This window comes from Brachybacterium horti (assembly GCF_054777615.1).
This window is the reverse complement of record NZ_BAAHAM010000002.1, coordinates 87,151-111,885: the sequence shown is the minus strand read 5'-3', so window position 1 is coordinate 111,885 and position 24,735 is coordinate 87,151. Positions and strand designations below refer to the sequence as shown.

Below are 24,735 nucleotides of genomic sequence, written 5' to 3'. Positions count from 1 at the left end.
GATCCGCTGCGGGGCGCTCTCAGCCGACTCCGCGGACTCGGCGGACTCGGTGCTCTGGGGACGGGTCGTGCTCACGATCGGTGTCTCCTCCTCGGGGACGCGCTCAGCGGCGCAGCAGGTCGGCGAGCTTGTTGTCGGCCATCGACAGCGCGGCGCCGATCGCCATGTGCATGTCGAGGTACTGGTAGGTGCCCAGGCGGCCGCCGAACAGGGTGCGGGGCTCGGCGTCGGCCATCTCGCGGTACCGCAGCAGCGAGTCGCGGTCCGTCGACGAGTTCACGGGGTAGTACGGCTCGTCCTCGCGCTCCGCGAAGCGCGAGTACTCGCGCTGGATGACGGTGCGGTCCTTGGGGTACTCCCGCTCGGGGTGGAAGTGGCGGGGCTCGATGATGCGCGTGAAGGGCACCGACTCGTCCGCGTAGTTCATGACCGAGGTGCCCTGGAAGTCGCCGGTGGTGTCGAGGTGCTCGGTCTCGAGATCGATCGTGCGCCACTTGAGGTCGCCGAGCTCGTAGTCGAAGTAGCGGTCCACGGGGCCCGTGTAGACGACCGGGAGCTGGCCGCGCACGGCCTTCTTGTTGAAGGGCTGGGACTCGTCGAAGTAGTCCACCCCCAGCTGCACCTCGATGTTGGGGTGGTCCGCCATGCGCTCGAGCCACGCGGTGTAGCCCTGCTGGGGCAGCCCCTCGTGGGTGTCGTTGAAGTAGCGGTTGTCGTACGTGTAGCGCACGGGGAGGCGGGAGATGATCCCGGCGGGCAGGTCCTTGGGATCCGTCTGCCACTGCTTGCCCGTGTAGTGCTTGATGAACGCCTCGTAGAGCGGGCGGCCGATCAGGGAGATGCCCTTGTCGTTGAGGTTCTCGGGATCGGTCCCGGCGAGCTCCCCGGCCTGCTCCTGCACGAGCGCGCGCGCCTCGTCCGGCGTGTACGCGGAGGAGAAGAACTGGTTGATGGTGCCGAGGTTGATCGGCATGGGGTACACGATGCCCTGGTGGTTCGTGTACACCTTGTGCACGTAGCCCGTGAACGCGGTGAAGCGGTTCACGTACTCCCACACCCGCTCGTTCGAGGTGTGGAACAGGTGGGCCCCGTACTTGTGGACCTCGATCCCGGTGGCCTCGTCGGCCTCGGAGTACGCGTTGCCGCCCAGGTGCGGCCGCTTGTCGATGATGGTGACCTTGGCGCCGTGCTCGGTCGCGGCGCGTTCGGCGATGGTCAGGCCGAACAGGCCGGAGCCGACGATCAGCAGATCAGGAGTGGCCACGGGGGTTCCTTTCGAAGCGGTCGGACGGTCCTCGGCGGACCAGCTCACAGTAGCGGAGGCAGGTGGCGGGGGCGGTGCCCCCGGGGACGGCGCGTCGGGCGATGTGCGCCCTGTCATGCGCCCGCCCGTGCGGGCTCAGCGCATGGGCTCCACGAAGCGGCGGTAGCCGAAGCGACGCAGCCGCCACGGGGCGAGACGGTACCCGCCGCGCAGCACGATGTTGGTCAGGAACGCGCGGGGACCGATCACACGGTCCAGCAGGAGCGTGCGCTGGAGGCGCAGGTCGCTCGTGAAGAGCGTCCAGCCGCCGCGGCGCTCGAAGAGGTGCTCGTCGACGCGGTAGTCGACGACGACCTCCTCGACGTTGCCCATGCGCGCCCCGCCGAGCATCATCCGCTCCCACAGCCAGTAGTCCTCGAGCAGCGGGAGGTCGCGGTAGCCGCCCACGGCGAGCGCGACCGAGCGGCGCAGCACGATCGTGGGGTGGTGGAAGGGCGAGTGGCGGCCCAGGTAGCCCACGATCTGCTCGTGCTCGAGGGGGCGGGTGCGCAGCGGCCCCTCCCCCGGGGCGACCCGGTCGCTGAACTCCTGCATGGACCCGCCCAGCAGATCGGCGCCCTCGCCGCCCTCCGTGCGCGCCATCCGCGGGATCTGGACGGCGAAGCGCTCGGGCCGGCAGAGGTCGTCGGCGTCGGCCCGCGCGACGATCTCGTGCGGGGAGGCCTCGAGGCCGTCCTGGAGGGTGAGGGCGATGCCCCGGTGCTGGGGGTGGCGCAGCACGCGGGCGGGACCGAACTCCCCGGCCCCGACCCGCGCCACGAGCTCCTCGAGCGCGCTCGGGAGCGGGCCGTCGACGGCGAGCAGGAACAGGTCCGGGCGCAGGGTCTGGCCGGTCGTCGCGGAGGCGATCGCCGCCTCGACGCGCGCGGGCTCGTCGCGGCCCCAGAGGGGCATGAGCACCGCGAACGGGGGGACGGCGCTCATCGCCCGGCCGCCCGCTCGATGCGGCGGACGTCCGCCGCGGCCTCCGGGTCCGTCGCGAGGACCGCGGCCGACGGTCGCGGACCGCGGCGCAGCGCGGCGAGCAGCCCGCGCGCACCGACGCCCGTGAGCTCGCCGCGGTGACGGGCGAGCCGGCGCAGCCAGCCCAGCACGGTGCTGCCGCCGTAGAGCACCTTCTCGGACGGGGTGAAGGAGGTGGTGCGCAGCAGCGCCCAGGTGCGGTTGCGCACGTCGTAGTAGAAGCGCGAGCCCGGGTTGGACTGGGCGTCGCCGAAGAGCACGGTGCGGTGCTCGACCACGGAGGCGGGGACCTGCAGGCCACGGCCCCGGCGCAGCAGGCGGCCGGTGTGCTCGAAGTCGTCGGACCAGATGAAGTAGTCGGCATACGGGAGGCCCAGGCGGCGCACGTCCTCGCCGCGCAGCAGCGCGGAGACGTAGCTCGCGGTGCGGATCGGCCGGCCGCCCGCGGCGGCGGCGTCCCGCTTCTCCCCCGCGCTCGCCCGGAAGCGGGTGCGCTGGGTGTTCATCGGGTGGTCGCGGCCGTCGGTCCAGACGGCGCGGGAGCTGAGCACGCTCAGCCGCACCGGCGACGCCTCGATCGAGCGCAGCAGCTCCGCGAGGGCGGAGGGCGTGGGGACCGTGTCGTCGTCCATGAGCCACAGCCAGTCGGCGTCGTGGCGCACGAGCGCGCGGGCCATGCCGGCCGCGAAGCCGCCCGCCCCGCCCACGTTGCGGCGCAGGTGCAGGACGTCGGCGCCCAGGGGGTGGGCGTCGGCGACGCGACCGGAGCCGTCCGAGGAGGCGTTGTCCACCACGACCACGGCATCCGGGCGGCGCTCCTGGGCGGCGAGGCCGTCCAGGCACTGCTCGAGCAGCTGCTCGCGGTTGTAGGTGACCACCACCGCGACCACGCGCGGGGCGCTCTCCTGCCCCCGTGCTGCGGTGCTGTCCACAAGGCCTCCTGCTGGTGCTTCGTCGTGGCGCCGGGGTCCCCCGGCGGCGCCGGCGGGCGCCTCGGACCAGTGTACGGAGAGGTCCCGGGCCGATCCCGGGAGCCCCGCGCACGGCGTGTGAAGGTTCGCAGGAGGTTCCGCGACGTCATGGACCCGGTGCGGTCACGCGGGAGGGTTGGGGCTAGCCTGTCGGGCGCCATCACCCGTCAGCACCCGCCGGCCCGCGCCGCGACGGACCCCCGAACAGACCCGCGCCACGCGAGCGAGAGGAGACGGCACATGAGCGATCGGCAGCCCCCGCGCTCCCCGCGACACGGAGGACCGCGCCGCCCCCGGGGCCATCGCGCCCGCGCCGGCGGCAGCGCCCGCCCCGTCCCCGCGCCGGGACGCGGCGAGCGCGAGGAGACCCCGACCCGCGCCTTCCCGGCCGTCGACCCCCGCACGGCCCCCGCCCGCGACCGGGCTCCGGAGCGCCATGCGGCGCCCGCCCGCGACACCTCCGATCCGCTCCTGGCCGGCGCGCCCGTCGGGGACGTGCCGGACGGCGCTCCCCGCCGCCAAGGGCGCCGACCCGGCCGCAGCTCGCGCGTGCCCCGCCCCCTGCGGTTCGGGATGACGCTCGTCGCCCTGGTCCTCATGGTGCTCCTCGCCTGGGGCGCCGGCCTCGCGCTGTGGACGAACTCCCGGATCGAGCACGTCGACGCGCTCTCCGGGGCGGAGGCCACCGAGGGGCAGACCTACCTCATCGCCGGATCCGACGCCCGCGGCGGCGACGCCGTGGCCGACGACGGCACGACCGGCCAGCGCACCGACACGATCATGCTGCTGCACAAGGCCCCGAACGGCCGCAGCTACCTCGTCTCCCTTCCCCGCGACACCCTCGTGGACATCCCCGGGCACGGGAGGTACAAGCTCAACGCCGCCTTCGCCTTCGGCGGCGCCCCGCTGCTCGTGAAGACCGTGGAGCAGTTCACCGGCATGACGATCGACCACTACGTCGAGATCGGCTTCGACGGTGTCGAGGGCATGGTCGACGCCGTCGGCTCCGTGAACCTCTGCATCGACCAGGACGTGGACGACGAGAAGTCCGGGCTGAAGATGACCGAGGGCTGCCACGACGTGGGCGGTGAGCAGGCGCTCGCCTTCGTGCGCGCCCGCTACTTCGACCCCACCGCGGACATCGGCCGCCAGGCCCGCCAGCAGCAGTTCGTGGGCGCCCTCATGTCCCGCGTCGCCTCCCCCGGCGTGCTCCTGAACCCGCTCGCCCAGGTGCGCCTCGCGGGCGCCGGCACGGACGCCCTCGCGACGAGCGAGGGCACGGGGATCGTGGACCTGGGCCGGATGGCGCTCACGGCGCGCAGCGCGATGAAGGCCGGCACGGTGACCATGCCGATCGAGGACCCGGCCTACCGGACGAAGCACTCCGGCCAGGCGATCCTCACGGACGACGCCGACACGGCCGCGTTCTTCGGCTCGATCGCCGACGGCAGCGCGGAGCCGAAGGCCGCCTCCTGACGACCGCCAGAGCCGGCGCTCCCCGCTGATCCGTCCCGTCGCGAGAGGACGGATCGGATCAGCGGAAGAGCATGTCGATGACGATGTTCACGGAGTTGAGCACCGACTGGCCCTTCGAGCGGGAGTAGTCCGTGTAGAGGATGTGCACGGGGTGCTCGCGCACGGTCAGCTCGTGGCGGCCGATCTCCTCGACGATCTCCGAGGCGTGCGCCATGCGGTTCTGCTCGATCGCGATCTTCTCGCACGCCTCGCGGCCCAGGACCCGCAGCCCGTTGTGGGCGTCCGTGAGCCGCACGCCGCTGGTGATGTTCGAGTACCAGACCGCGCCGCGCAGCACGATGCGCTTGATGAGGCCGGGGCGCGTGCGCCCGTCGAGGAAGCGGGAGCCGAGGACCACGTCCACGCCCTCCTCCTCGCGCAGGGCGATCATGGCGGCGGCGTCGTCGACCTGGTGCTGACCGTCGGCGTCGAAGGTGACGACCTGGCGCATCCCCGGGTCCCGCAGCGCGTAGTCGATGCCGGTCTTCAGCGCGGCGCCCTGGCCGAGGTTGAAGGGATGGCGCACGACGGCCGCACCGGCCTCCTCGGCGATCCGCGCGGAGGCGTCCGCGCTGCCGTCGTCGACGCAGACCACGAGCGGGTAGCGGGTGCGCAGGGCGCGGATGACGTCGCCGATGACCTCACCCTCGTTGAACAGGGGCACCACGAACCAGGTGCGCTCCGCGCCGGGGCTGTCGGCCTCGGGCGCCGGCTCCGGATGCTCGGTAGAGGTCATGCAGGGCTCCTGGGGACGCGGGACGTCCGGGACGACGAGGCAGGGCATCCGGGTCCAGGCCCGGGACAACGACGGACGATACCCTGTCACGGTGGATCGCCCCCGGGCGACCGTCCCTCGCAGAAGTGGCGCAGTGCGCCGGAAGGAAGATCTCACGTGAAGACAGCTGTCGTCGCCCTCGGCAAGATCGGGCTCCCGCTCGCCGTCCAGTTCGCCGATGCCGGCCACGAGGTCGTGGGAGTCGACGTCAACGCCCGCCAGGTCGAGCTGATCAACCAGGCGAAGGAGCCGTTCCCGGGCGAGGCCCAGCTCGCCGAGAAGCTCGCCGAGCTCGTCCCCGCCGGCCGCCTCCGTGCGACCACCGACTACGCCGAGGCGATCCCCGGCGCGGACGCCGTCGTCATCGTCGTCCCCCTGTTCGTGGACGACGCGAGCTGGGAGCCGGACTTCGGCTGGATGGACGAGGCGACCCGCTCGCTGGCCGAGCACCTCACCCCCGGCACCCTCGTCTCCTACGAGACGACGCTCCCCGTGGGGACCCTGCGCACCCGCTTCGTGCCGATGATCGAGGAGATCTCCGGGCTGAAGGAGTCGCAGGACTTCTTCGCCGTCTTCTCCCCCGAACGCGTGCTCACCGGCCGCGTGTTCGCGGACCTGCGCAAGTACCCCAAGCTCATCGGTGCGATCTCCGAGGAGGGCACCGCGCGGGCGCGCGCCTTCTACGAGTCCGCGCTGACCTTCGACGAGCGCCCTGACCTGCCCCGCCCCAACGGCGTGTGGGACCTCGGCTCCCCCGAGGCCTCCGAGCTCGCGAAGCTCGCCGAGACCACCTACCGCGACGTGAACATCGCGCTCGCCAACGAGTTCGCCCTCTTCGCGCAGGACCACGGCATCGACGTGTACAAGGTCATCGAGGCCAGCAACTCCCAGCCCTACTCCCACATCCACCAGCCGGGCATCGCGGTGGGCGGCCACTGCATCCCGGTCTACCCGCGCCTGTACCTCTCGGGCGACCCGAGCGCGACGACGGTCCGCACCGCCCGCCAGCTCAACGCCTCCGTCCCCGCGCTCCTCGTGGAGCGCGCCGCGGGCCTGCTCGGCTCACTGCAGGGTCTGAAGGCCGTCGTGCTCGGCGCCTCGTACCGCACCGGGGTGAAGGAGACCGCGTTCTCCGGCGTGTTCCCGGTGGTCGAGGCCCTCCGTGCCCAGGGCGCCGAGGTCGCGGTGCACGACACCTACTACGACGACGAGGAGATCGCGGGCTTCGGCTGGGCGCCGTACCACCTGGGGGAGGCCGCGGATCTCGTGATCGTGCAGACCAACCACCCGGAGTACGCGGAGCTCTCCGCCGCGGAGGTCCCCGGGGTGAAGCTCGTGGTCGACGGCCGCAACATCACGACCGCCGAGAACTGGGCCGGCACGCCGCGCCTGGTGCTCGGCGACGGCTCCGCCTCCACCCACCAGCAGGCCGAGGAGGCCTGAGCCGGTGGGCGCCCACGAGCTGATCCTCGCGCTGGGGCCCACGATCCCCGCCGGGAGCCGCACCCTGATCATCCAGATCCTGCTGGTCCTGGGGATCCTCGGGATCATCGCCTGGCTGTTCATCACCCGCGGGGCGAAGCAGCTGGCCGTGCGCCGCCTGCTGATCCTCGGCTTCGCCGTGTTCGCGGTGCTCACGGTGATGTTCCCGCGCGTGCTGACCTCGGTCGCGCACGTCGTCGGGGTGGGCCGCGGCGCGGACCTGCTCCTCTACGCGACGGTGATCGTGCTGCTGGGCTCGCTCGCGCTCGCGGAGGCCCGCACGAAGAACGCGGAGAAGCGCACCACCGTGCTCGCCCGCCGTCTGGCGCTGGACGAGTCGGAGCAGCCCCTCGCCTACCGCGAGCGGATGCTCGGCACCGATCGCGGATGACCGACGTCCTGCTCCTGCTGCTGAGCGTCCTGCTGGTCCTCGCGGCGACCTATCTGCCCGGCTACGCGGTGCCGCGCGCCCTCGGCGGCTCGCGCCTGCTGTCCCTCGCGATCGCCCCGGCGGTCGCCGCCGGGATCGCGGGCACCGCCGCCCTGATCGCCCCGTTCGTCGGGGTCGGCTGGTCGCTGCTGCCGCACCTGGGGCTCGCCCTCGTGCTCCTGGGCCTCGCGGTGCTGCTGCGCCGGTGGGGCGTGCGCCTGCCGGGCGCGGCCCTCGAGGGCCGTCTGATGCCTCCGCGCACGGTGCTGCTCGCCCCGGTATGGGTCACCCTCGCGGCGGCGCTCGCCGTGGTGCCGATCGCGGTGCAGGCGCGGACCCCCGGGGTGGTCCTCGAGCGCTGGGACACGCTCTACCACCTCTCCGCGCTGCAGCGGATCCGGGAGACCGGCACGGCATCGAGCCTCGACGTCGGCTCGGTCTCGAGCACGGTGGGCGAGGCGACCGCGTACCCGGCGGCGTTCCATGCGCTGGCCTCCCTCGTGCCGGGGGTGCCGGTGCCGATCGTGCTGAACGGCGCGGTGCTGGCCCTCGCGCTCGTGCCCTGGGTGCTGGGCTCGGCGCTGCTCGCACGGGCCGTGTTCCCCGAGGTGGCCTGGGCGCCGTTCGCCGTCGCGATCGGCGCGGCGATCGTGCCCGCCGCCCCGCTCGACGAGTGGATCCATCTCTCCGCGATCCCGAACCTCGTGGGCTTCGCGGCGCTCCCGGGCGCCCTCGCCGCAGTCCTCGCGCTCTGGCAGGCGCTGCTCCCCGGGCCGACCCCGACGGGGCCGACGTCGGCGCTGCAGGAAGGGCCGGCGGTCGACGCCGCCCCCACGGCCTCCGGGTGGCGGCCGGCCCTCGCGGCCCTCGCGATCGCGGGCCTCGCAGCGCTGGGCCTGGGACTGCTGCACCCGAACGTCGCCGTCATGGCGCTGCTGCTGACGACCGTGCTCACCGCGGCGACCGCGCTCCGCGAACGGCGTCGCCGGCGCCTGCTGTGGCTGGTCCCCGTGATCTGCGCGATCCCCGTGCTGCTGCTGGCCCTGACCCCGCTCGCCGCGGCCGTCACCGGCTTCCAGGGCGGACTGCAGGTGCCGTGGTGGTCCGCGCTCGGCGAGATCCTGCTGGGCCTGCTGACCGTGTGGCCGATGGCGCTCGGCATGATCCTCGCGGCCCTGTGGTGGCCGGGGCTCGTGCGCACGCTGTGGCGCGGACCGGCCCGCTGGGTGGGGGCCGCCTGGATCGTCGTGGCCGTGCTGTACCTCGACTCCGCGGTGGACTCCCCGCTGGGCCTGTCGACCCTCTGGTACCGCGGGCAGGACCGCCTCTCGATGCCGCTCGCCATGCTCTCCGTGCTGCTGATCGTGCCGGGCCTGCAGGTCTGGGGCCGGCTGCGCGGCCCTCTCGATGCCGACGGCCGTCGCCCGCGCCCCTCCCGCCCGGTGATCGCCCTGCTCGTGGTGCTCGCCCTCGCGGCGGGGGCGAGCTCGATCCCGACCCGCCTCGACAACGCGGCGAAGAACCTCTCCGCGGAGTACCCGGGCCGTGGCCGCTTCCTCCAGCAGGACGAGCTCGAGGCCTGGGCCGCCGCGGATCCCACGATGGACCATTCCCTCAAAGTGCTCGCGAGCCCCTTCTCCGGTGCCTCGCACATGTACGCGATCCACGGGCAGCAGGTGTACTTCCCGGTCGCGGGCATGGCGCTCGAGAACCAGGACCGGGCCCTGCTCTACGCCCTCTCCGGCTCGAACGGCGAGGTGCCCGCCGCCCAGGTGTGCGATCTGCTGCACGAGGCCGGCGTGGGCTACGTCTACCAGGAGCAGATCACCTACCAGTGGTCCTCGACGTTCGACCTCGTGAACCGGGCCGATCCCGCGATCGGCACCGTCGTGTTCGAGACCGACCACTCCCGCCTCATCGCCGTCGACTGCGAAGGGACCACGTGACCTCTCCGGACCCCGCTCAGCCCGCGGCAGGACCGCCGGCTCCCACAGCGCCTCGGCGACGGGAGTACGTGCCCGCGCTCGACGTCATCCGGATCGTCGCGATCCTCGGCGTCGTGGCGGTGCACGTGGTGGGCGGCGGCGTCGAGGAGGGCTCGGTGCCGCTCGGGGTCACGGCGGTGGACATGGCGGCCTCCGCGGCCGTGCCGGTGTTCCTCATGATGGCGGGGGCCCTGAACCTGCATCCTTCGGCGCTGCGCCGCGGCCCGGGCGCCTTCTGGCGGCAGCGGGCGGTGCGGATCCTGCCCGCGCTCGTGGTGTGGTCCGCGTTCTACATGCTCGTCATCGGTCCCCTCGCGGGGGCGGAGATGAGTGTCGGCACCGCGATCGACCAGGTCATCACCGGCAAGACCTTCACCCACCTGTACTTCCTGTGGGCGATCGCCGGGCTGTACGTGATCGCGCCGGTGATCGGCTCCTTCCTGCACGCGGTGCCGGAGCAGGAGGGTCGGCGCGCGTGGGGGCTGGGGCTGCTCGCGTGCGCGTGGACGGCGCTCGCCTTCGCGGTGCCGTACCTGACCCGGCAGCCGAGCATCGAGGGGCTGGACTCCCATCGGCCGATCGAGCCGGGCTCGCTCACCTACTGGATGGCCTTCGCGGGGTACTTCGTGATCGGCAGGGCGGCGATCGTGGCGCCCGTCGCGCGGCGCTGGACGCTCGCGGCCCTCGCGACGACGCCCGTCGCGATCGCGGTGCTGACCTGGCTGTACGAGGCGGGCCGGGACGACGGCGGATCGCTGCTCGTGCGCACGCTCCGGCCGGACTACTCCTCGCCGAGCGTCATGGTCTACGCGCTGCTGCTGTTCCTGGCGCTCGCCTCGCTCACCGGGTCATGGCGGGTGGGGCCGCGCGCCCAGGCCTGGCTGCGGGTGCTCGGCAACGCGACGTTCGGGGTGTTCCTCGTGCACTTCGCGGTGCTCGTGCTGCTGCGGCAGATCCCCGCGCTCGAGGGCTACGACCTGTGGCAGATGGCGACGGTGTGGCTCGTCACCGTGCCGGTCTCCTTCGTGATCGCGCTGGTCGCGCAGCGGGTGCCGGGGCTGCGGCTCATCATCTGAGCCCGGCGCCCGTGCCGGGCGCCGCCCCGACCCCGCCGCGCGGGGCGCTCAGCGGCCCGCGGCCTCGATGACCGCGGCGGCGGCCCGGGCGGCCGCCCCCTGCAGCGAGGCGTGCTCGAGGGTCCACTCCCGCAGGTGCTCCGTCGTGGGGCGGTCCTCCCCGTCGAGGGCGGCGCGCATCGCGTCCGCGACCTGCGCGGGGTCGTACGCGCTCGCCCAGCCGAGCCCGCCGCCGCGGATCCGTTCGAAGGCCGCGCCCTCGCCCGCGTGGACGACGGGGGTGCCGGAGGCGGTGGCCGCGTAGATCTTCGTGGGCAGCGCGAACTCGTAGCCCAGCCCCGGGGTGATCGAGCTGAGCCCGGCGACGGCGCCGCGGAGCATGCGGGACATCTCCGCAGGGGCGAGCCGGCCCCGGAACTCGATGCCCTCGATCCCCTGCCGCTCGACCATCGCGGCGAGCTCCTCCTTGCCGCTGCCCTCCGAGAAGAACAGCAGCCGCGCCTCGGGGCGCTCGGCGCGGAGCCGGGCGAAGGCCTCGACGAAGATGTCCGCCCCCTGCCACTCCGAGACGGTGCCGCCGTAGACGAAGTAGGGGCCGGGCTCCTCGGAGGCGGGGCCGTCGGCCGTGAAGGTGTCCGTGTCGATGCCGTTGCCGACCATGGTCAGCGAGGGGCGCCGGCCGATCAGCGCGGCGACCCGGTCGTCGACGCCCGTCGAGATCGTGAGGACCTTCGCGGCGCGGCGCCAGGTGGTGGTCTCCATGAGCCGCACGCCGGCGACGACCGCGCGGGGCACGCTGTCGACGCTCTCGGAGGCGTCGGACCAGATGTCCGCCGCGTAGAACACGGTGGGCACGCGCCGGAGCACGCCGAGCACGGTCGCGACGATGCCGGTGGTGGGCGGCGGCTCCGCGACGATGACGTCCGGCCGACGCCGCAGCAGCAGGCGCAGCGCGAGGGGCACGTCGAAGCTCATGTAGGAGACGTAGCCGCGCACCTGCTGCTGATGGTCGCGCTTGACGGGGAAGCGGGAGACGCCGTGCACGCGGTCCTTGCCGACGGTGCCGCGCGGCGGGCGCGTGGTGAGCACGGACACCTCGCAGCCGGCCTCCTCGAGGGCCCGCACGAGCGCCTCCTGGCGGAACGCGGCGGCGACCGGCTCGGGCGTGAACACGCGGGTCGCGACGACGACGCGCGGCGGGTCGGTGGGGCGGCGGCTCATCGGGCGCGCTCCTGCAGCAGCGCGACGACGCGCCGGGCGGCCTGCCCGTCGCCGTAGTGGTCCGGGCGGTCCGCGGTGGGGCGGGGCCGGCCGACGGCCGCGGGGAGGCCGGCGAGATCCGCGACGAGCTGGTTCCAGCCGTTCTCGAGGGTCTCGACCCATTCGGTCTCGGTGCGGACGGTCGTGCAGGGCGTGCCCAGCAGGTACGCCTCCTTCTGCAGACCGCCGGAGTCGGTGACGACGGCGCGGGCACGCTGCACGGCGGCCACGAGGTCCGGGTAGGCGAGCGGCTCCCCCACGCGGACGGCGCCGCCGGCGAGGTCGATGCCCGCCGCCTCGGCCTTCGCCACGAGCCGCGGGTGCGCGAAGAGCGCGAGCGGGATGTCGAGGGACTGCAGACCGCGGACGATCGCGCGCAGCCGCTCGGGGTCGTCGGTGTTGTCGGCCCGGTGGATCGTCGCGACGGCGAAGTCCGCGGCGGGGTCGATCCCCTCGGGGAGCCGCAGCGGCTCGTCCCGGACGGCGGCGGCGACGCGCAGGCAGACGTCGGTCATGACGTCGCCGACGACGACCGTGCGCTCCGCGAGACCCTCCGCGGCGAGGTGCTCGCGGGCGACCTCGGTGGGGGCGAGGAGGAGGTCGGCGGCGTGGTCGGTGAGGACCCGGTTGTGCTCCTCGGGCATGCGCCGGTTGAAGGAGCGCAGGCCCGCCTCGAGGTGGGCGACCCTGAGGTGCATCTTCACCGCGGAGAGCGTGCCCGCGAGGGTCGAGTTGGTGTCGCCGTAGACGAGCACCCAGTCCGGGCGATGCTCCTCGAGCACCTCGTCCATCGCGGCGAGCATGGAGCCGGTCTGGCGGCCGTGCGTGCCGGAGCCGCTGCCGAGGTTGACGTCGGGGGCGGGGATCCGGAGGTCCGCGAAGAAGACGTCGCTCATCGCGGCGTCGTAGTGCTGGCCGGTGTGGACGATGACGTGCTCGACGCCCTCCGCCGCCGCGGCGGCGTCCGCCACGGCGGCGAGCTTCACGAACTGGGGCCGGGCTCCCACCACGGACAGGATCTTCATCGGGCGGGTCCTCCTGGACGGCTCGGGGTCTGGACGGCTCGGCTTCTGCACGGCTCGGTTCCTGCACGGCTCGGGTGCGGTGCGCGCGTTACAGTGTGCCGGACCCACGATATTCGTCCCAGGAGCACCATGCCCTCGTCAGGGAACGCCCCGCGCGTCGCGGTCCTCGTGCACAACGACGCGACGAACGACTCCCGGGTGCTGAAGGAGTCCGCCTCCCTGCGCGAGCAGGGCGCCCGCGTGAGGATCGTCGCCGTCGAGCGGCGGCTCAAGGGCCGCGCCGCCGGGACCTCCGAGCTCGCCCCCGGCCTCGACCTGCACCGGGTCCCCGAGTTCGCGCTCGAGCGGATCGCGCCCGCGCTGACCCGCCTCACCCGGCGTCCCGCCGCGACGGGCACGGCGGACTCGCCCACCACGTCGGCCCGGAGTGCCACCGCGACGACGACGGTCTCGTCGGCCGCCCCGGCCCCGCCGCAGGCCGGCCGGCCGTCGCCCCTCGCCCTGGCGCGCCGGCTCGGCACCCGCGCCGCAGGGGACCTGGGCCGCCGCGCGTACCGGACCATCGAGCTGGGCACCTGGTGGTGGCGCTCCGCGCGCGCCGCGAACGCCTTCGCCCCCGAGATCGTCCACGCGAACGACACCAACGCCCTGGTCCCCGCGCTCGCGATCCAGGCGCTCGGCCGCCGCGAGGGCCGCCGGGTGCGCCTCGTCTACGACTCCCACGAGCTGTGGCGCCACCGCAACGTCGAGGGCCGCCGCCTGCTCGCGCCGCTGCTGGACGCCGCGATCGAGCACGTGGCGATCCCCCGGGCCGACGTCGTGATCACCGTCTCCCCCTCGATCGCCGAGTGGCTGAAAAGCACCTACCGCCTGGACCGCCTCCCGCTCGTGGTGCGCAACGTGCCCGTCGCCGGTCCCCTGCCCGATCGGGGCACCGGGGTGCTGCGCGAGCGGGCCGGTCTCTCCGCGAGCGACCGGGTCATCGCCTACGGCGGGCGGATCACGACCGCCCGCGGCATCGAGGAGACCCTCGCCGCGCTCCCCCACCTGCCCGCCGACGTCCACCTCGTGCTGCTCGGCTACGGCGAGGAGGACTACCTCGACCAGGTGCGGGCCCGCGCCGCCGAGCTCGGCGTCGCCGGCCGTGTGCACCTCGTCGGCGCGGTCGCCCCCGCGGAGGTCTCCTCCGCCCTCGCCGACGGCGACGTCGCCGTGGTCCACGTGCGGCCCGTCTGCCTCTCCTACCGCTACGCGCTGCCCAACAAGCTCTTCGAGTCGATCCGCGCGGGGCTCCCGATCGCCGCCGCGGACCTCCCGGACATGCGCGCAGTCGTCGAGGAGCTCGGCGTGGGCGAGGTGTTCTCCGGCGAGGAGCCCGCGGACCTCGCCGCGGCGCTGCTGCGGATCCTCGAGGACCCCGCCGCCTACCGCGAGCGCGCCCGCGCCGTCGCCCCGCAGCTGACCTGGGAGGCGGAGGCCGCTCCCCTGCTCGAGGCCTACGCCCGACTCTCCGAGGAGGCCCGGTGACCACGACCCTCGTCACCACCTGGTTCCCGACCGCGACCGCGCCGTCCCGCGGCGCCTTCGTGGTCCGGGACGCGCTCTCGATCGCGGAGCACCTGCCGATCCGGCTCGTGCACCTCGTCCCGCCCGCGGACGACGACGGCACCCGCCGCCTCGTCCACGAGGGCATCGAGGTGCTGCGGATCCCCATGGACCCCCGCAGCCCGCTCTCGGTGCTGCGGGCCACCCGTGCCCTGGGGCCCGCCCTCGAGGGCTCCGAGGCCGTGCACACGATGGCCTTCTCCACGCTGCTGCCCTTCGCGCTGCGCCGGCCGCGCGCCCCGTGGCTGCACACCGAGCACTGGTCCGCGCTGACCACACCCGCGACGCTCCCCGCCGCGGCCCGTGCGGCGCTGCCCGTGCTCTCCCGTCTGCTGGCCCTCCCGGACCGCGCGACCGCCGTGTGCGAGTACCTCGCCGCGCCGCTGCGCGCCGTGCGCGGCGCCCGGCCGACGGACGTCGTGCCCTGCATCGTGGACCCGGGGCCGCTGGTCCCCCGCCGTGACCGGGCCGACGGCGCCCTGCGCCTGGTCTCCACGGGCGGTCTCATCGACCGCAAGGACCCGCTCGTCGCCGTGCGCACCCTCGCCGCGCTCGAGCGCCGCGGCGTCGACGCGCACCTCACGTGGCTCGGCGAGGGCCCGCTGCGCGAGGCGACCGCAGCGCTCGCCCGGGAGCTCGGCGTCGAGGACCGCCTGGATCTCGCCGGCACCGCGGACCCGTCCGGGGTGCGGGAGGCGCTCGGCGCGGCGGATCTCTTCTTCGGTCCCACGAAGGCGGACAACTTCTTCGTCTCCGCGGCGGAGGCGCTCGTCGCCGGCCGGCCCGTCGTGCTCGGCGCGACCGGCGGCCAGGGCGAGTACACGCGCCCCGAGGTCGGGGCGCTCGTCGACGTGCAGGACCCGGAGGCCTATGCCGAGGCGATCCTCGATGTCGACGCCCGCACCCGTGACCTGACCAGCGAGGAGATCGCCGCGACCATCGGCGACCGCTTCTCGACCCCCGTGGTGGGCGCCACCTACACGCAGCTGCTGGCCGAGCTCGCCGGCGCGGGGAGCGTCCGTTGAGGCCGCTCACCGTCGTCATCGCCTGCCACACCCCGGAGCGGCCCGTGGGCCGGGCCGTCGCCTCGATCCTCGAGGGCAACGGCGAGAGCGCCGAGGTGCTCGTGGTCGCCCACAACCGGCCCGCCGAGGAGATCCGCGGGGCGCTGCGCCCCGAGCACCGGCAGGCAACGCGGATCATCGAGCACCGCGACGCCTTCCGCTCCGCCTCCGGCCCGTTCAACGCCGGCATGCGCGCGGCGACCACGCCGTTCGTGGGGATCATGGGATCCGACGACACGCTCGCCCCGGGCGCCGTCGCCTCCTGGCTCGCCGTGCAGGAGCGCACCGGCGCCGAGTTCGTGATCACCCGCCTCGCGCTCGGCTCGGCCGGCCGCGGTGTGCCGACGCCCGCCGCGCGCATGCACCGCGCGGGCCTCGCGGACCTCGTCCGGGACCGACTCTCCTACCGCTCCGCGCCGCTGGGCCTCATGAGCCGCGACATGCTCGCCCGCACCGGCGCCGCCCTCGTGGAGGGCGCGACCGTCGGCGGCGACGTCGGCATGGTCACGCAGCTCATGGCGACGGTCCCGACGGCCTACGACCGGCTGGGCCCGCCCTACGTGATCGGGGAGGACGCGGGCGACCGCGTCACCTACGTCGTCCGGCCGATGACCGAGCAGCTGGGCTTCTTCCCCGACCTCCTGCAGGCCCCCTGGTACGCGCGCCTCCCCCGTGCGGCGCGCGCCGCGATCGGCACGAAGATCCTGCGCATCCACGTGTTCGGCGCGGTCTTCTACCGCCAGGAGGAGGAGATCTGGACGGCGCAGGAGCGCGCGTCCCTCGCCGCGATCACCGCGGACGTGCTCGAGCGCTCCCCCGGCTGCGAGCGGCCCCTGTCCAGAGCGGACCGGCGCCTGCTCGACGCCTGCCTGGACCCGGTGATCCCCGCGGCGGAGCTCATGGCCGCAGCGCGGGACCGGCGCCGCCACGGCCGCCCGGACACGCTGCTGCCGCGCGAGCTCGGCGCCGCCCTGCACCGTGAGGCGCCCCTGCGCTTCATGGCCGCCTCGCTCGCGGTCCAGCAGCTGCCGCGCCTGCGCCGCGGCTGAGCGCGGGGCGCCCGACGGCCCGGCGCCTCACACCACGGCGGTGCGGTCGCCGTCGACCACGAGCGCCTCGCCGTCGCGGAGCGCCCAGAAGGCCTGGCCCCCACGGGCGTAGCGGGCGGCGACCTCGCCGAGCAGCGCCGTCTCCGGATGCCCCGGGGAGTCCAGGTGCGGGACGACGGGACGATCGAGCACGCCCAGTCCGTCCCATCGGACCTCCCCGTGCAGGCGGAGGGCCTCGTCCACGCCGTCGCAGTGCTCGAGCCCGGCGAGGGAGGGAGCGAGCACGCAGGCCCCGGCGCTGAACCCCGCGTGGACGAAGGCGTCCTCACGGATCCCCGCGACGAGCAGCGCGTCGAGCCCGGAGCGGGCGAGGGCCCCGCGCAGGGTGAACACGTTGCCGCCGCGGAGCCAGACGAAGTCCGGCTCCCCGACGGCGCGGGCGATCGTCGAGGGGTCGTGCTCGCGCAGGTCGAGGTCCCGCGCCCGCAGGCCGATCCGGGCGAGGGCCGCGATCTGACGGGCGGTGTCGCGGGCGCGGCGCCCGGGGTCGCCGCCGTCGAGGGCATTGGCGACGACCCAGCCGCGGGCGCCCTCGCCCGCCATCCTCACCAGCTCCTCGGGGTGATCCCCGAGCTGGTACGAGGACAGGTAGAGCCTCATCGTCCCGACAGGATCCGCTCGATCGCGCGCTGCCATGTGAGCACCTGCCGCTCGGCGGAGAGCACCTCGGCGGAGGCGTCGGCCGCGCGCTTCCAGGCATCCACGGTCGACGGCGTGAGCGCGGCGAGCTCCGCATGCATGGCCTCGGCGGTCGCGGCGGGCAGCACCGCCCCGAGGGAGTGCTCGCGCACCAGGTCTGCCATGTCCGGGGAGGGGCCGACGATCACGCCGGTGCGCCCCTGCACCGCCTCGTAGAGCTTGTTGGGCAGGGAGTGCTCGAGGTTGAAGGTCGAGTTCGGGAAGACGACGAGGGACACGTCGTACTCGGCGACGGTGTCCACGAGCTGCGCGTAGGGCACCGGGTCGCGGAAGGCCGCGCCGGGGACCTCGGCCGCGAGCGCGCCGAGCTGCTCGATGTACCCGGGCTCGCTGGGCATGAGCATGAGATCGAGGGTGACGGCGCCCTCGAGCCCGCGCACGGCTTCGATCATCGCCTCGAGGTGCCGGTTCGCGCGGGCCACGCCCGTGTGCAGCAGCCGGATCGGCGCGGAGGTGGGGCGCACGGGCAGGTCGCGGTGGGCGGAGGCGTTCGTGACGACCTCGACCTCGACGCCGAACCGGGCCGCGTACTCGCGCGCGAGCCCCGGGGAGACCGTCGTGACCGAGGCGACCTCGGGCAGGCACGTGCGGCAGAGCCACCGCTGGTAGGGGGCGACGAAGGTCCGCCAGGCGAGCTGGTGCTCCTTCTCCCGCGGGGCGTACTCGTGGAGGTCCGCGTGCACGCCGCGGCGCGGGGCGAGCCACAGCGCGAGCGGCAGCGTGTTCGTGTCGTTGGCGAGGACCGCGTCCATCGTCCCCACCCGGTCCGCGAGCAGCTCTCGGGCCGCGGCGACCGCGCTCATCGACCAGTAGGCGCCGCGGTAGCGGCCGGTGAGCAGGTGCTGCTTGGAGCTGGGCCAGGCGCGGGTGCCGTCGGGGATCTCCACGTGCTCCACGCCGGGGTGCGGCCGCTCCCCGAAGCCCACGGTGGTCACCTCGTGCTGCTCGGCGAGCAGGGAGATCTGCCGCTGCACGCGCGGGTCGGAGGTGAGGGTGGAGAAGGACAGGATCAGCAGGCTGCTCATGCGGGCTCCTCGGCGGACTCGGACGGGGCGCCGTCGGCGGCGGCGTGGGCGAGGCCGGCGAGCGCGGCCTGCTCCGCGAAGGCGGGGACGGCGTCGACGACCTCCTCGAAGCTGCCCTGGGCGAGGACCTCGCCCTCCTGCATGTAGAAGACGACGTCGCAGTGCTGGATCGTCGCGAGCCGGTGGGCGATCGTGATCGTGGTGACGTCTTCGCCGAGGTCGCGGATCGCGGAGGTCACGGCGGCCTCGGTCTTGGTGTCCAGGGCGCTGGTGGCCTCGTCGAGGACGAGCACCTGGGGATCGGCGTAGAGGCCGCGGGCGATGCCGAGGCGCTGGCGCTGGCCGCCGGAGAGCGTCGTGCCCCGCTCCCCGACCTTGCCGTGGATCCCGCCGGGGCGGGCCTCGATGACGTCGAGCAGCTGGGCCCGTGCGAGGGCGGCCCGCACCCGCTCCTCGTCGACTCCCGAGGGGTCCCAGGTGAGCGCGATGTTCTCGCCGACGGACACGTCGAACAGGGCGACCTCCTGGGGGACGTAGCCCACCGAGGAGCGCCACTGCCGCAGCACGGTCGTCACGTCCTCGCCTCCCACGCGGATCTGCCCGTCGGTGGGGGTGAGCAGGCCCAGCAGGAGGTCCACCATCGTGGACTTGCCCGCGCCCGAGGAGCCCACGAAGGCGACCGACGAGCCGGCCGGGATCCGCAGCGACACGCGGCGCACGGCGGGCTCCTCACGGCTGGGGTACACGTAGGTGACGTCGTCGAGCACGATGTCGCGCGGGCCCGCGGGCAGCACGCCGCTGTCCGGGCGCTCCGTGCGGGAGACCGCCTCCCGGGCGTGCTCGATGTCGTCGATGATGTACTCGGAGAACGCGGCGTTCGTGAGGATCCGGTTCTGGGTGGACTGGAAGCGGGTGAGCGAGGGCAGCAGGCGGAAGCCCGCGACGGCGAAGAGTGCGACGGACGCGAGCGCGCCCGTGGGGCCCGAGCCGAGGTAGCCGACCCCGCCGACGACGACGAAGCCGCCCACGAGCCCCGCCTCGAGCACGAAGCGCGGCATCTGGTTGTAGTACTGCGCGAAGGCGCGGGTCTCCGAGGCGGTGCCGCGGCGGTCCTCGACGATCGCCTCGACCTCCTTCTCGTTGCCCTTGAGGGTGATCTCCTTGAGGGAGGAGAGCACCTCGCCGAGCAGCTGCACCACCTGGATCGAGTTGTCGCGGTTCACGGCGCCGTTGCGCACGGCGAGCGGGGAGATGACCCGCGACAGCACGATCGCGACGATGCCCAGGTAGATCATCGTGGCGAGCGCCATCTTCCAGTCCGCGATGAACAGGCCCGCGGTGATGACGGAGATCGTGGCGAACTCGCTGATCACGGTCATCGAGGGCATGAGCACGTTCGCGACGACCGCGGCGACGCCGGAGTCGACCATGCGGATGATCTCCTGGCTCGAGCGCGAGGTGCGGTCCACCCACGGGGCGGACATGTACGAGCGGAAGAGCATCTGGCCGATCGCGACCTCGTGCTTCGCGAAGCGCCGGGTCGCGACGCGGATCGTGATGAGGTTCAGCACCGACTTGACGATCGTGAGCACCACGAACACGCCGACGAGGCTCGTCACCTGGCCGAAGCCCACGAGCTTCCAGCCGACGACGGGGACGGTCACCTCGGGGGCGCCGCCCGTGAGCCCGGGCAGGGCGATCGCGACGGCGCCGAGGGCGATGACGTCCAGCAGCGCGAGCAGGCTCATGACGACCGCGAAGGTCCACAGGAACGTCTTGGCGTCGCGGGGCAGCACGGACATCGTGCGCAGCACGGTCTGGACGGTCTGTTTCACGGGTGGGCTTCCTCTCGGCGGGGACGGGGCGTCCCCGCGCTCGGTGGGTGCACGCTATCGCGGGGCGAGCCGGCGGGGCTCAGCACAGCGGCTCGATGCGGTAGAGGGCATAGGGACCGTCGCGGTCCACGAGCACGAGGCGGTCCTGCGGGATCTCCTGCAGTCCCTCCCACAGCTCGGAGGGGCCCGGGGCGATCGCTTCGCCGGACTCGGCGGAGGTGTCGACGTAGAGGTGGTCCGCACCCACCTTCTTCCAGGACTCGCACACGTCGGGATTGGTCGCCGCCTCGTCGAGGTAGCGGGCCGCGCGGCGGGAGTCGAGGGTCTGCGGCTCGGCGAGGGTGGGGAACACCGTCTCCACTCCCCCGAGCGACCAGTAGAGCGCCTCGCCGTCGCGCGGGTTGCCGATGACGACGGCGCCCTCGGGCAGCTCCGCGGCGGAGCGCTCGATGAAGGCCCGCTCGCGCGGGGTGACGTAGGGTGCGAGCTGCACGCCGTACGCCGTGTAGGCGAGGGAGCCGACGAAGGGCAGCCGGTCCGGGACGGCGACGGCGCCGACGGCCGTCGCGCCCAGCAGGGCCGCCGCGACCGGGGTGCGCCAGCGCCGGCCCTGCCCGCTGCGGTCGCGGCGCAGCAGGGCGCGCATTCCGAGCATCGCGAGCAGGGTGACGCCGCACAGCAGCAGCGGGGCGATCCGCTCGCGGGCCCCGTACCAGGGGTTCACCCAGGCACGGGCGAGCGGCGAGGGGACGTTGGTGAGGATGCTGAGGGCGAGCACGACGCCGAGCAGCGCGGTCGCGCTCGCCGCGAGGGCCACGGCGGCGGGGTCCGTGCGCCGGGAGCGGAGGCCGGCGAGCAGGCCGAGGGCCGCGAGCAGCCAGGGCACGAGCACGGGCCACGGCTGCACCGGGAGCACCGTGAGCCGGGGACGGTCGATGAGCACGGAGACGAGCAGCGCGGGCCAGCCCCAGGGGGAGGTCGTCGTGAGGTCCATCGAGGCGAGCAGCACCCCGGATCCCGCCGCGTAGAGAACGGCGAGCGCCGCGAGGGCCACGAGCAGTCGCACCCCGCGCCGGCGGTGGGCGGTGCCGAGCACGTCGACCACGGCGCGCGCGAGCAGCGCGGCGAGGACCGCCGCCCCGAGCGAGAACACGTTCGAGGGGTGGGCGAGGACGGCGCCGACGAGCAGCACCGTCCCGAGCAGCAGCGTCCCCGCGGCCTGCGGGAGCTCCGCCCGCAGCCGGCCCGGCGCGGGCAGGACCGCCGCGATCCGCCACAGCGCGCCGAGCGCGACGGGCAGGCACAGCGAGCCGAGCACGAAGGGCCACAGCCCCATGACGAGGGTGATCACCGGGAGCGAGAGGAACAGGGGCGCGCACAGGGCGGAGGCGGCGGTGAGCACGCGCCGCTCGAGCGGCGGGGTCGCCGGTCCCAGGAGCAGCCCGGTCATCGCGGCGAGCGCGGCGGGGAGCAGGGCGAGCATCGCGAGCGCCATCGCGTTCGCCGAGGTCACCGGCCCGAAGGGCAGGAGGGCCGTGATCACGTCCCAGGCGGCCGGATAGAAGGTGGGCTCCTGGTAGATCCCCTGCAGCGCGGTGAGCAGGAAGGCGTCGCCGTCCTCGCGCACGAACTCGATCGCGGCGAGGTGGAAGAAGGAGTCGTAGCTGCCGTTGAGCGTGTCGATCGTGCCCATGCCGGCGCGCGCACCGGCCGCGGTCGCGAGGCCCGTGACGGCCGCGACGAGCACCGGGAGGCCGTCGAGCACCCGCGCCCGGAGCGGGCGCCGCTCCCGCTCCCCCGCCCCGTCCGCCGCGGTGCTCGCACGGCGGCGGCGCAGGAGGGCGCGCACGAGCAGCACCACGAGCACGGCGAGCACGAGGGAGCCGGTCGCCGTCACCGGGGACCACGGGAGGCCCACGAGCTTCAGGGCGGCCCCGGCGAGGACCGTCAGCAGCACGGTCACGGGCGGCGCGGCGCCGAGGCCCACGGCGATCCGCGCCCCGCCCGCGCGCAGCAGGAGCAGCCCGGGCGCGCTCAGCAGCGCCGCGGCCAGCAGGGTCGGCAGGATCCAGTCGGTGCTCATGGACGGCGGCCGGGGACGATCGCGTCCTCGTACCGCTGCACCACGTACTCCGGGGAGCGGCGGGCCACGACCCAGCGCCGGGCGTCCCGGGACAGCGCGGCGAGGTCGCCGCCCTCGAGCACGCTGCGCACGCGCTCCGCGGCGGCGTCGACGTCCGCCACGACCCAGTCCTCGCGGTAGATCGTGCGGGCGCCGCCGTACGCGCGGGCGCCGGGCCAGTCGCGCACGAGGGGCAGGCAGCCGGCGGCGAGGCCCTCCATGACGGCCTCGTGCACCCCCTCCACGAGGGAGGAGGAGACGATCCATCCGGCGCCGGCGAGCACGTCGGGGACGTCGTCGCGCGGGCCGAGGATCTGCACGGATCCGGCGGGCAGCGCCGCGAGGCGGGCGCGGACCTTCCGCTCATGGGCGGAGTCGTCCGCGGAGGAGTCCGGCAGGCCGGGCCCCACGAGGAGCAGACGGAACCGCGGATCCGTCTCCCGCAGGTGCTCGAGCAGGTCGAGCGTGAAGAGCACGTCCTTGACCGGGCGCACCCAGCCCACCTGTGCGAGCAGGTGCGGGTCGTGGCCGGCGCCCGGCTCGGGCCCGAGCCCGTGGGCGAGGAAGTTCTCCACCTCGAGCACGGAGCCGGCCCGGGAGAGGTGCGGGGTGAGGTGGTCGAGCAGGATGCGCACGTGCCCGGAGACGAAGAGCACCCGGTCGATCACCGGGTACACCGTCAGCAGCGGGAACGGCGTGTAGACCTCGAAGCGGTGGAAGCGCGCGACCGTGCGGCGGGGCATCAGCTCGAGCAGCGACATCCAGGTCAGGACGTGGTGGCCCCATTCGACGAGGACGACGTCGGCCCACTCGATCTGCTCGGCGAGCGGCGCCGGGGTGGGCAGGCGCCGACCGTGCAGGGCGAGGTCGAGCCGGGCCCGGAGCACCCGCTCCCGGGAGGGGCGCTCGGCGACCGGCAGGGAGTCCACCTCGAAGCGGCGGATCTCCACGCCGCGCGCGCCGAGCGACTCGATGACCGGGTCGACGAAGGTCCAGTTGCGCTGGGCGACGACGAGCAGCCGCACGGGCGCGCCGTCCTCCGCGGTGCGCGGGGCGGGGCGCCTCGGGCCGGGGTCGTGCGCGGGGAGGTCGAGCAGCAGCGGGCCCAGCCGCGCCGCCCGGAACGGGGCGAGGAAGGCGGCGGGGTCCGTGGCGAGCGGCGACGGGGTCGCGTCGTAGTGCTGCGCGGGGTGGTGGGCGAGGCGCAGCGCCTTGTCGAACCAGCCGAGCGCCTCCTCGTGCCTCCCGGCGGCGACGAGGGCGTCGGAGCGGGTGAGCAGGGCGTCCTGCACGTCGGCGCCGTCGGCGGGGAGCTCGCCGCGGTCCATCCGGTCCATGGTGTCCATGTAGCGCGCGCGGTCCCCGGGCGCACCGGGGAGCACGCGCGCGCCGCGCGCCGCCCACCGCAGGGCATGGGTGCGCGCGGCGCGGACGGCGGCCTGCCTGCTCATGCCCCCGGGCCCGGATCGGGGACGACGACGGTCCCCTCGCGCGCGGACTCGAGCACCGCCTCGACGGTGCGCACGGTGTGCAGGCCCTCGCGCATGGTGACGATGTTCGAGCCCTGGCCGAGGACGGCGTCGCGGAAGGCCTCGTGCTCGGTCGCGAGCGGCTCGGTGCGCTGGAGCGCGTAGCGGATCGCGTCGCCCTCACTGACCCCGCGGAAGGACGCCATGTGGTCCCAGTGGTTCGTGTCCGCCTCGGCGTTCGCGATGAAGGTGAGGTCCGCGTTGACGGTGTCCCCGATGAGCGCGCCGTTCTCGCCGGTCACGACGGTCACGCGCTCCTTGAAGGGGGACAGCCAGTTCACGAGGTGGTTGGTGATCGTGCCGGAGGCGAGGCGCCCGGCGATCGAGACCATGTCCTCGTCCTCGCGGCCCGAGCGGCGGGTCGAGGTCGCGGCGACCTGCGCGTACGAGGACTGGGCGACCCAGGCGGTGAGGTCGAGGTCGTGGGTCGCGAGGTCCTTGACGACGCCGACGTCGGCGATGCGGGCGGGGAAGCCGCCCTGGCGGCGGGTGATGATCTGGTAGATCTCCCCCAGCTGGCCCTCGGCGATGCGCCGACGCATCTCCTGCAGGGCGGGGTTGTAGCGCTCGATGTAGCCCACGGCGCCCACGAGCCCGGCCTCCTCGTAGGCGGCGGTGATCTCCTCCGCCTCGGAGATGTCGAAGGCGAGGGGCTTCTCGACGAGGGTGTGCACGCCGGCCTCGGCGAGGCGCAGGGCGACGTCCTTGTGGAACTGGGTGGGGACCGCGACGACCGCGTAGTCGATCCCGGCGGCGATGAGCGCGTCGACGTCCGGCAGCACCTCGTGGCCGGGGGCGGCGCCGTGCGGGTCGCCGTAGGCGTCGGCCACGGCGACGAGGTCCACGCCCTCGAGGGCGCGGAGGTTGCGGGCGTGGTGGCGCCCCATCATGCCGAGGCCGATCAGCCCGGCCCGGAGCGGGGTGCGCGTCTGGTCCGTCAT

The 24,735-nt window shown here is 74.3% G+C and carries 20 protein-coding genes; 8 read left to right on the top strand and 12 right to left on the bottom strand.

The annotated features are described in order from the left end of the window. Positions 1-103: 103 nt before the first annotated feature. The 3 genes from glf to ACYVAP_RS05710 form a co-directional block, all read right to left on the bottom strand. On the bottom strand, positions 104-1,264 hold the full coding sequence (gene glf / locus ACYVAP_RS05720) for a UDP-galactopyranose mutase (RefSeq protein WP_137770363.1): 1,161 nt from the start codon (positions 1,262-1,264) through the stop codon (positions 104-106). A gap of 135 nt (positions 1,265-1,399) precedes the next feature. Next, complete coding sequence (locus tag ACYVAP_RS05715; RefSeq protein WP_498859921.1) at positions 1,400-2,248, bottom strand: glycosyltransferase family protein; 849 nt, start codon at positions 2,246-2,248, stop codon at positions 1,400-1,402. Next, positions 2,245-3,219, bottom strand: coding sequence for a glycosyltransferase (locus ACYVAP_RS05710; protein WP_137770361.1), 975 nt, complete (start codon positions 3,217-3,219; stop codon positions 2,245-2,247). Before ACYVAP_RS05710 ends, ACYVAP_RS05715 begins: the two co-directional genes overlap by 4 nt. Positions 3,220-3,498: 279 nt before the next feature. On the opposite strand from ACYVAP_RS05710, the gene ACYVAP_RS05705 reads away from it, so the two are divergent. Continuing rightward, positions 3,499-4,734, top strand: coding sequence for an LCP family protein (locus ACYVAP_RS05705; RefSeq protein WP_498859920.1), 1,236 nt, complete (start codon positions 3,499-3,501; stop codon positions 4,732-4,734). 58 nt (positions 4,735-4,792) lie between these two features. Here ACYVAP_RS05705 and ACYVAP_RS05700 read toward each other — a convergent pair whose 3' ends face one another. Further along, entirely contained in the window at positions 4,793-5,509 is a 717-nt protein-coding gene (locus ACYVAP_RS05700) for a glycosyltransferase family 2 protein (protein ID WP_462588059.1), read from the bottom strand. Positions 5,510-5,665: 156 nt separating this feature from the next. Between ACYVAP_RS05700 and ACYVAP_RS05695 the strand changes: the two genes are divergently transcribed. From ACYVAP_RS05695 to ACYVAP_RS05680, 4 genes are all read left to right on the top strand, one after another. Beyond that, positions 5,666-6,991 carry a nucleotide sugar dehydrogenase gene (locus ACYVAP_RS05695; RefSeq protein ID WP_498859919.1) on the top strand — a complete coding sequence of 442 codons (1,326 nt, stop codon included), beginning with the start codon at positions 5,666-5,668 and terminating at the stop codon, positions 6,989-6,991. Positions 6,992-6,995: 4 nt separating this feature from the next. Beyond that, entirely contained in the window at positions 6,996-7,421 is a 426-nt protein-coding gene (locus ACYVAP_RS05690; protein ID WP_137770358.1) for a DUF2304 domain-containing protein, read from the top strand. Beyond that, the gene (locus tag ACYVAP_RS05685) at positions 7,418-9,406 is read left to right on the top strand and encodes a DUF6541 family protein (protein WP_498859918.1); all 1,989 of its coding nucleotides are present in this window, start codon (positions 7,418-7,420) and stop codon (positions 9,404-9,406) included. The genes ACYVAP_RS05690 and ACYVAP_RS05685 overlap by 4 nt, the downstream gene beginning before the upstream one ends. A gap of 68 nt (positions 9,407-9,474) precedes the next feature. Continuing rightward, positions 9,475-10,521 carry an acyltransferase gene (locus tag ACYVAP_RS05680; RefSeq protein ID WP_498859917.1) on the top strand — a complete coding sequence of 349 codons (1,047 nt, stop codon included), beginning with the start codon at positions 9,475-9,477 and terminating at the stop codon, positions 10,519-10,521. A 48-nt stretch (positions 10,522-10,569) separates the two neighbouring features. On the opposite strand, the gene ACYVAP_RS05675 is transcribed toward ACYVAP_RS05680, so the two are convergent. Then, the gene (locus tag ACYVAP_RS05675) at positions 10,570-11,742 is read right to left on the bottom strand and encodes a glycosyltransferase family 4 protein (RefSeq protein WP_498859916.1); all 1,173 of its coding nucleotides are present in this window, start codon (positions 11,740-11,742) and stop codon (positions 10,570-10,572) included. Beyond that, positions 11,739-12,806, bottom strand: coding sequence for a UDP-N-acetyl glucosamine 2-epimerase (gene wecB, locus ACYVAP_RS05670; protein ID WP_498859915.1), 1,068 nt, complete (start codon positions 12,804-12,806; stop codon positions 11,739-11,741). The genes ACYVAP_RS05675 and wecB overlap by 4 nt, the downstream gene beginning before the upstream one ends. A 129-nt stretch (positions 12,807-12,935) precedes the next feature. Between wecB and ACYVAP_RS05665 the strand changes: the two genes are divergently transcribed. The 3 genes from ACYVAP_RS05665 to ACYVAP_RS05655 are packed head-to-tail and all read left to right on the top strand — an operon-like array spanning position 12,936 to position 16,524. After that, positions 12,936-14,333, top strand: coding sequence for a glycosyltransferase family protein (locus ACYVAP_RS05665; protein ID WP_498859914.1), 1,398 nt, complete (start codon positions 12,936-12,938; stop codon positions 14,331-14,333). Then, positions 14,330-15,436 carry a glycosyltransferase family protein gene (locus ACYVAP_RS05660; protein ID WP_498859913.1) on the top strand — a complete coding sequence of 369 codons (1,107 nt, stop codon included), beginning with the start codon at positions 14,330-14,332 and terminating at the stop codon, positions 15,434-15,436. The genes ACYVAP_RS05665 and ACYVAP_RS05660 overlap by 4 nt, the downstream gene beginning before the upstream one ends. Continuing rightward, positions 15,433-16,524 carry a glycosyltransferase family protein gene (locus ACYVAP_RS05655; protein WP_498859912.1) on the top strand — a complete coding sequence of 364 codons (1,092 nt, stop codon included), beginning with the start codon at positions 15,433-15,435 and terminating at the stop codon, positions 16,522-16,524. Before ACYVAP_RS05660 ends, ACYVAP_RS05655 begins: the two co-directional genes overlap by 4 nt. Positions 16,525-16,551: 27 nt before the next feature. On the opposite strand, the gene ACYVAP_RS05650 is transcribed toward ACYVAP_RS05655, so the two are convergent. The 6 genes from ACYVAP_RS05650 to ACYVAP_RS05625 form a co-directional block, all read right to left on the bottom strand. After that, positions 16,552-17,184: a Type 1 glutamine amidotransferase-like domain-containing protein gene (locus tag ACYVAP_RS05650; protein ID WP_498859911.1), complete on the bottom strand. Its 633-nt coding sequence runs from the start codon at positions 17,182-17,184 to the stop codon at positions 16,552-16,554. Further along, complete coding sequence (locus tag ACYVAP_RS05645; RefSeq protein WP_137770349.1) at positions 17,181-18,308, bottom strand: glycosyltransferase family protein; 1,128 nt, start codon at positions 18,306-18,308, stop codon at positions 17,181-17,183. The genes ACYVAP_RS05650 and ACYVAP_RS05645 overlap by 4 nt, the downstream gene beginning before the upstream one ends. Continuing rightward, positions 18,305-20,143, bottom strand: coding sequence for an ABC transporter ATP-binding protein (locus ACYVAP_RS05640; protein ID WP_498859910.1), 1,839 nt, complete (start codon positions 20,141-20,143; stop codon positions 18,305-18,307). The genes ACYVAP_RS05645 and ACYVAP_RS05640 overlap by 4 nt, the downstream gene beginning before the upstream one ends. A 79-nt stretch (positions 20,144-20,222) precedes the next feature. Continuing rightward, positions 20,223-22,226 carry a DUF6541 family protein gene (locus ACYVAP_RS05635; RefSeq protein ID WP_498859909.1) on the bottom strand — a complete coding sequence of 668 codons (2,004 nt, stop codon included), beginning with the start codon at positions 22,224-22,226 and terminating at the stop codon, positions 20,223-20,225. Next, positions 22,223-23,716: a glycosyltransferase family protein gene (locus ACYVAP_RS05630; RefSeq protein ID WP_498859908.1), complete on the bottom strand. Its 1,494-nt coding sequence runs from the start codon at positions 23,714-23,716 to the stop codon at positions 22,223-22,225. Before ACYVAP_RS05630 ends, ACYVAP_RS05635 begins: the two co-directional genes overlap by 4 nt. Then, positions 23,713-24,735, bottom strand: a complete 1,023-nt coding sequence (locus ACYVAP_RS05625) for a Gfo/Idh/MocA family protein (protein ID WP_498860433.1) — start codon at positions 24,733-24,735, stop codon at positions 23,713-23,715. Before ACYVAP_RS05625 ends, ACYVAP_RS05630 begins: the two co-directional genes overlap by 4 nt.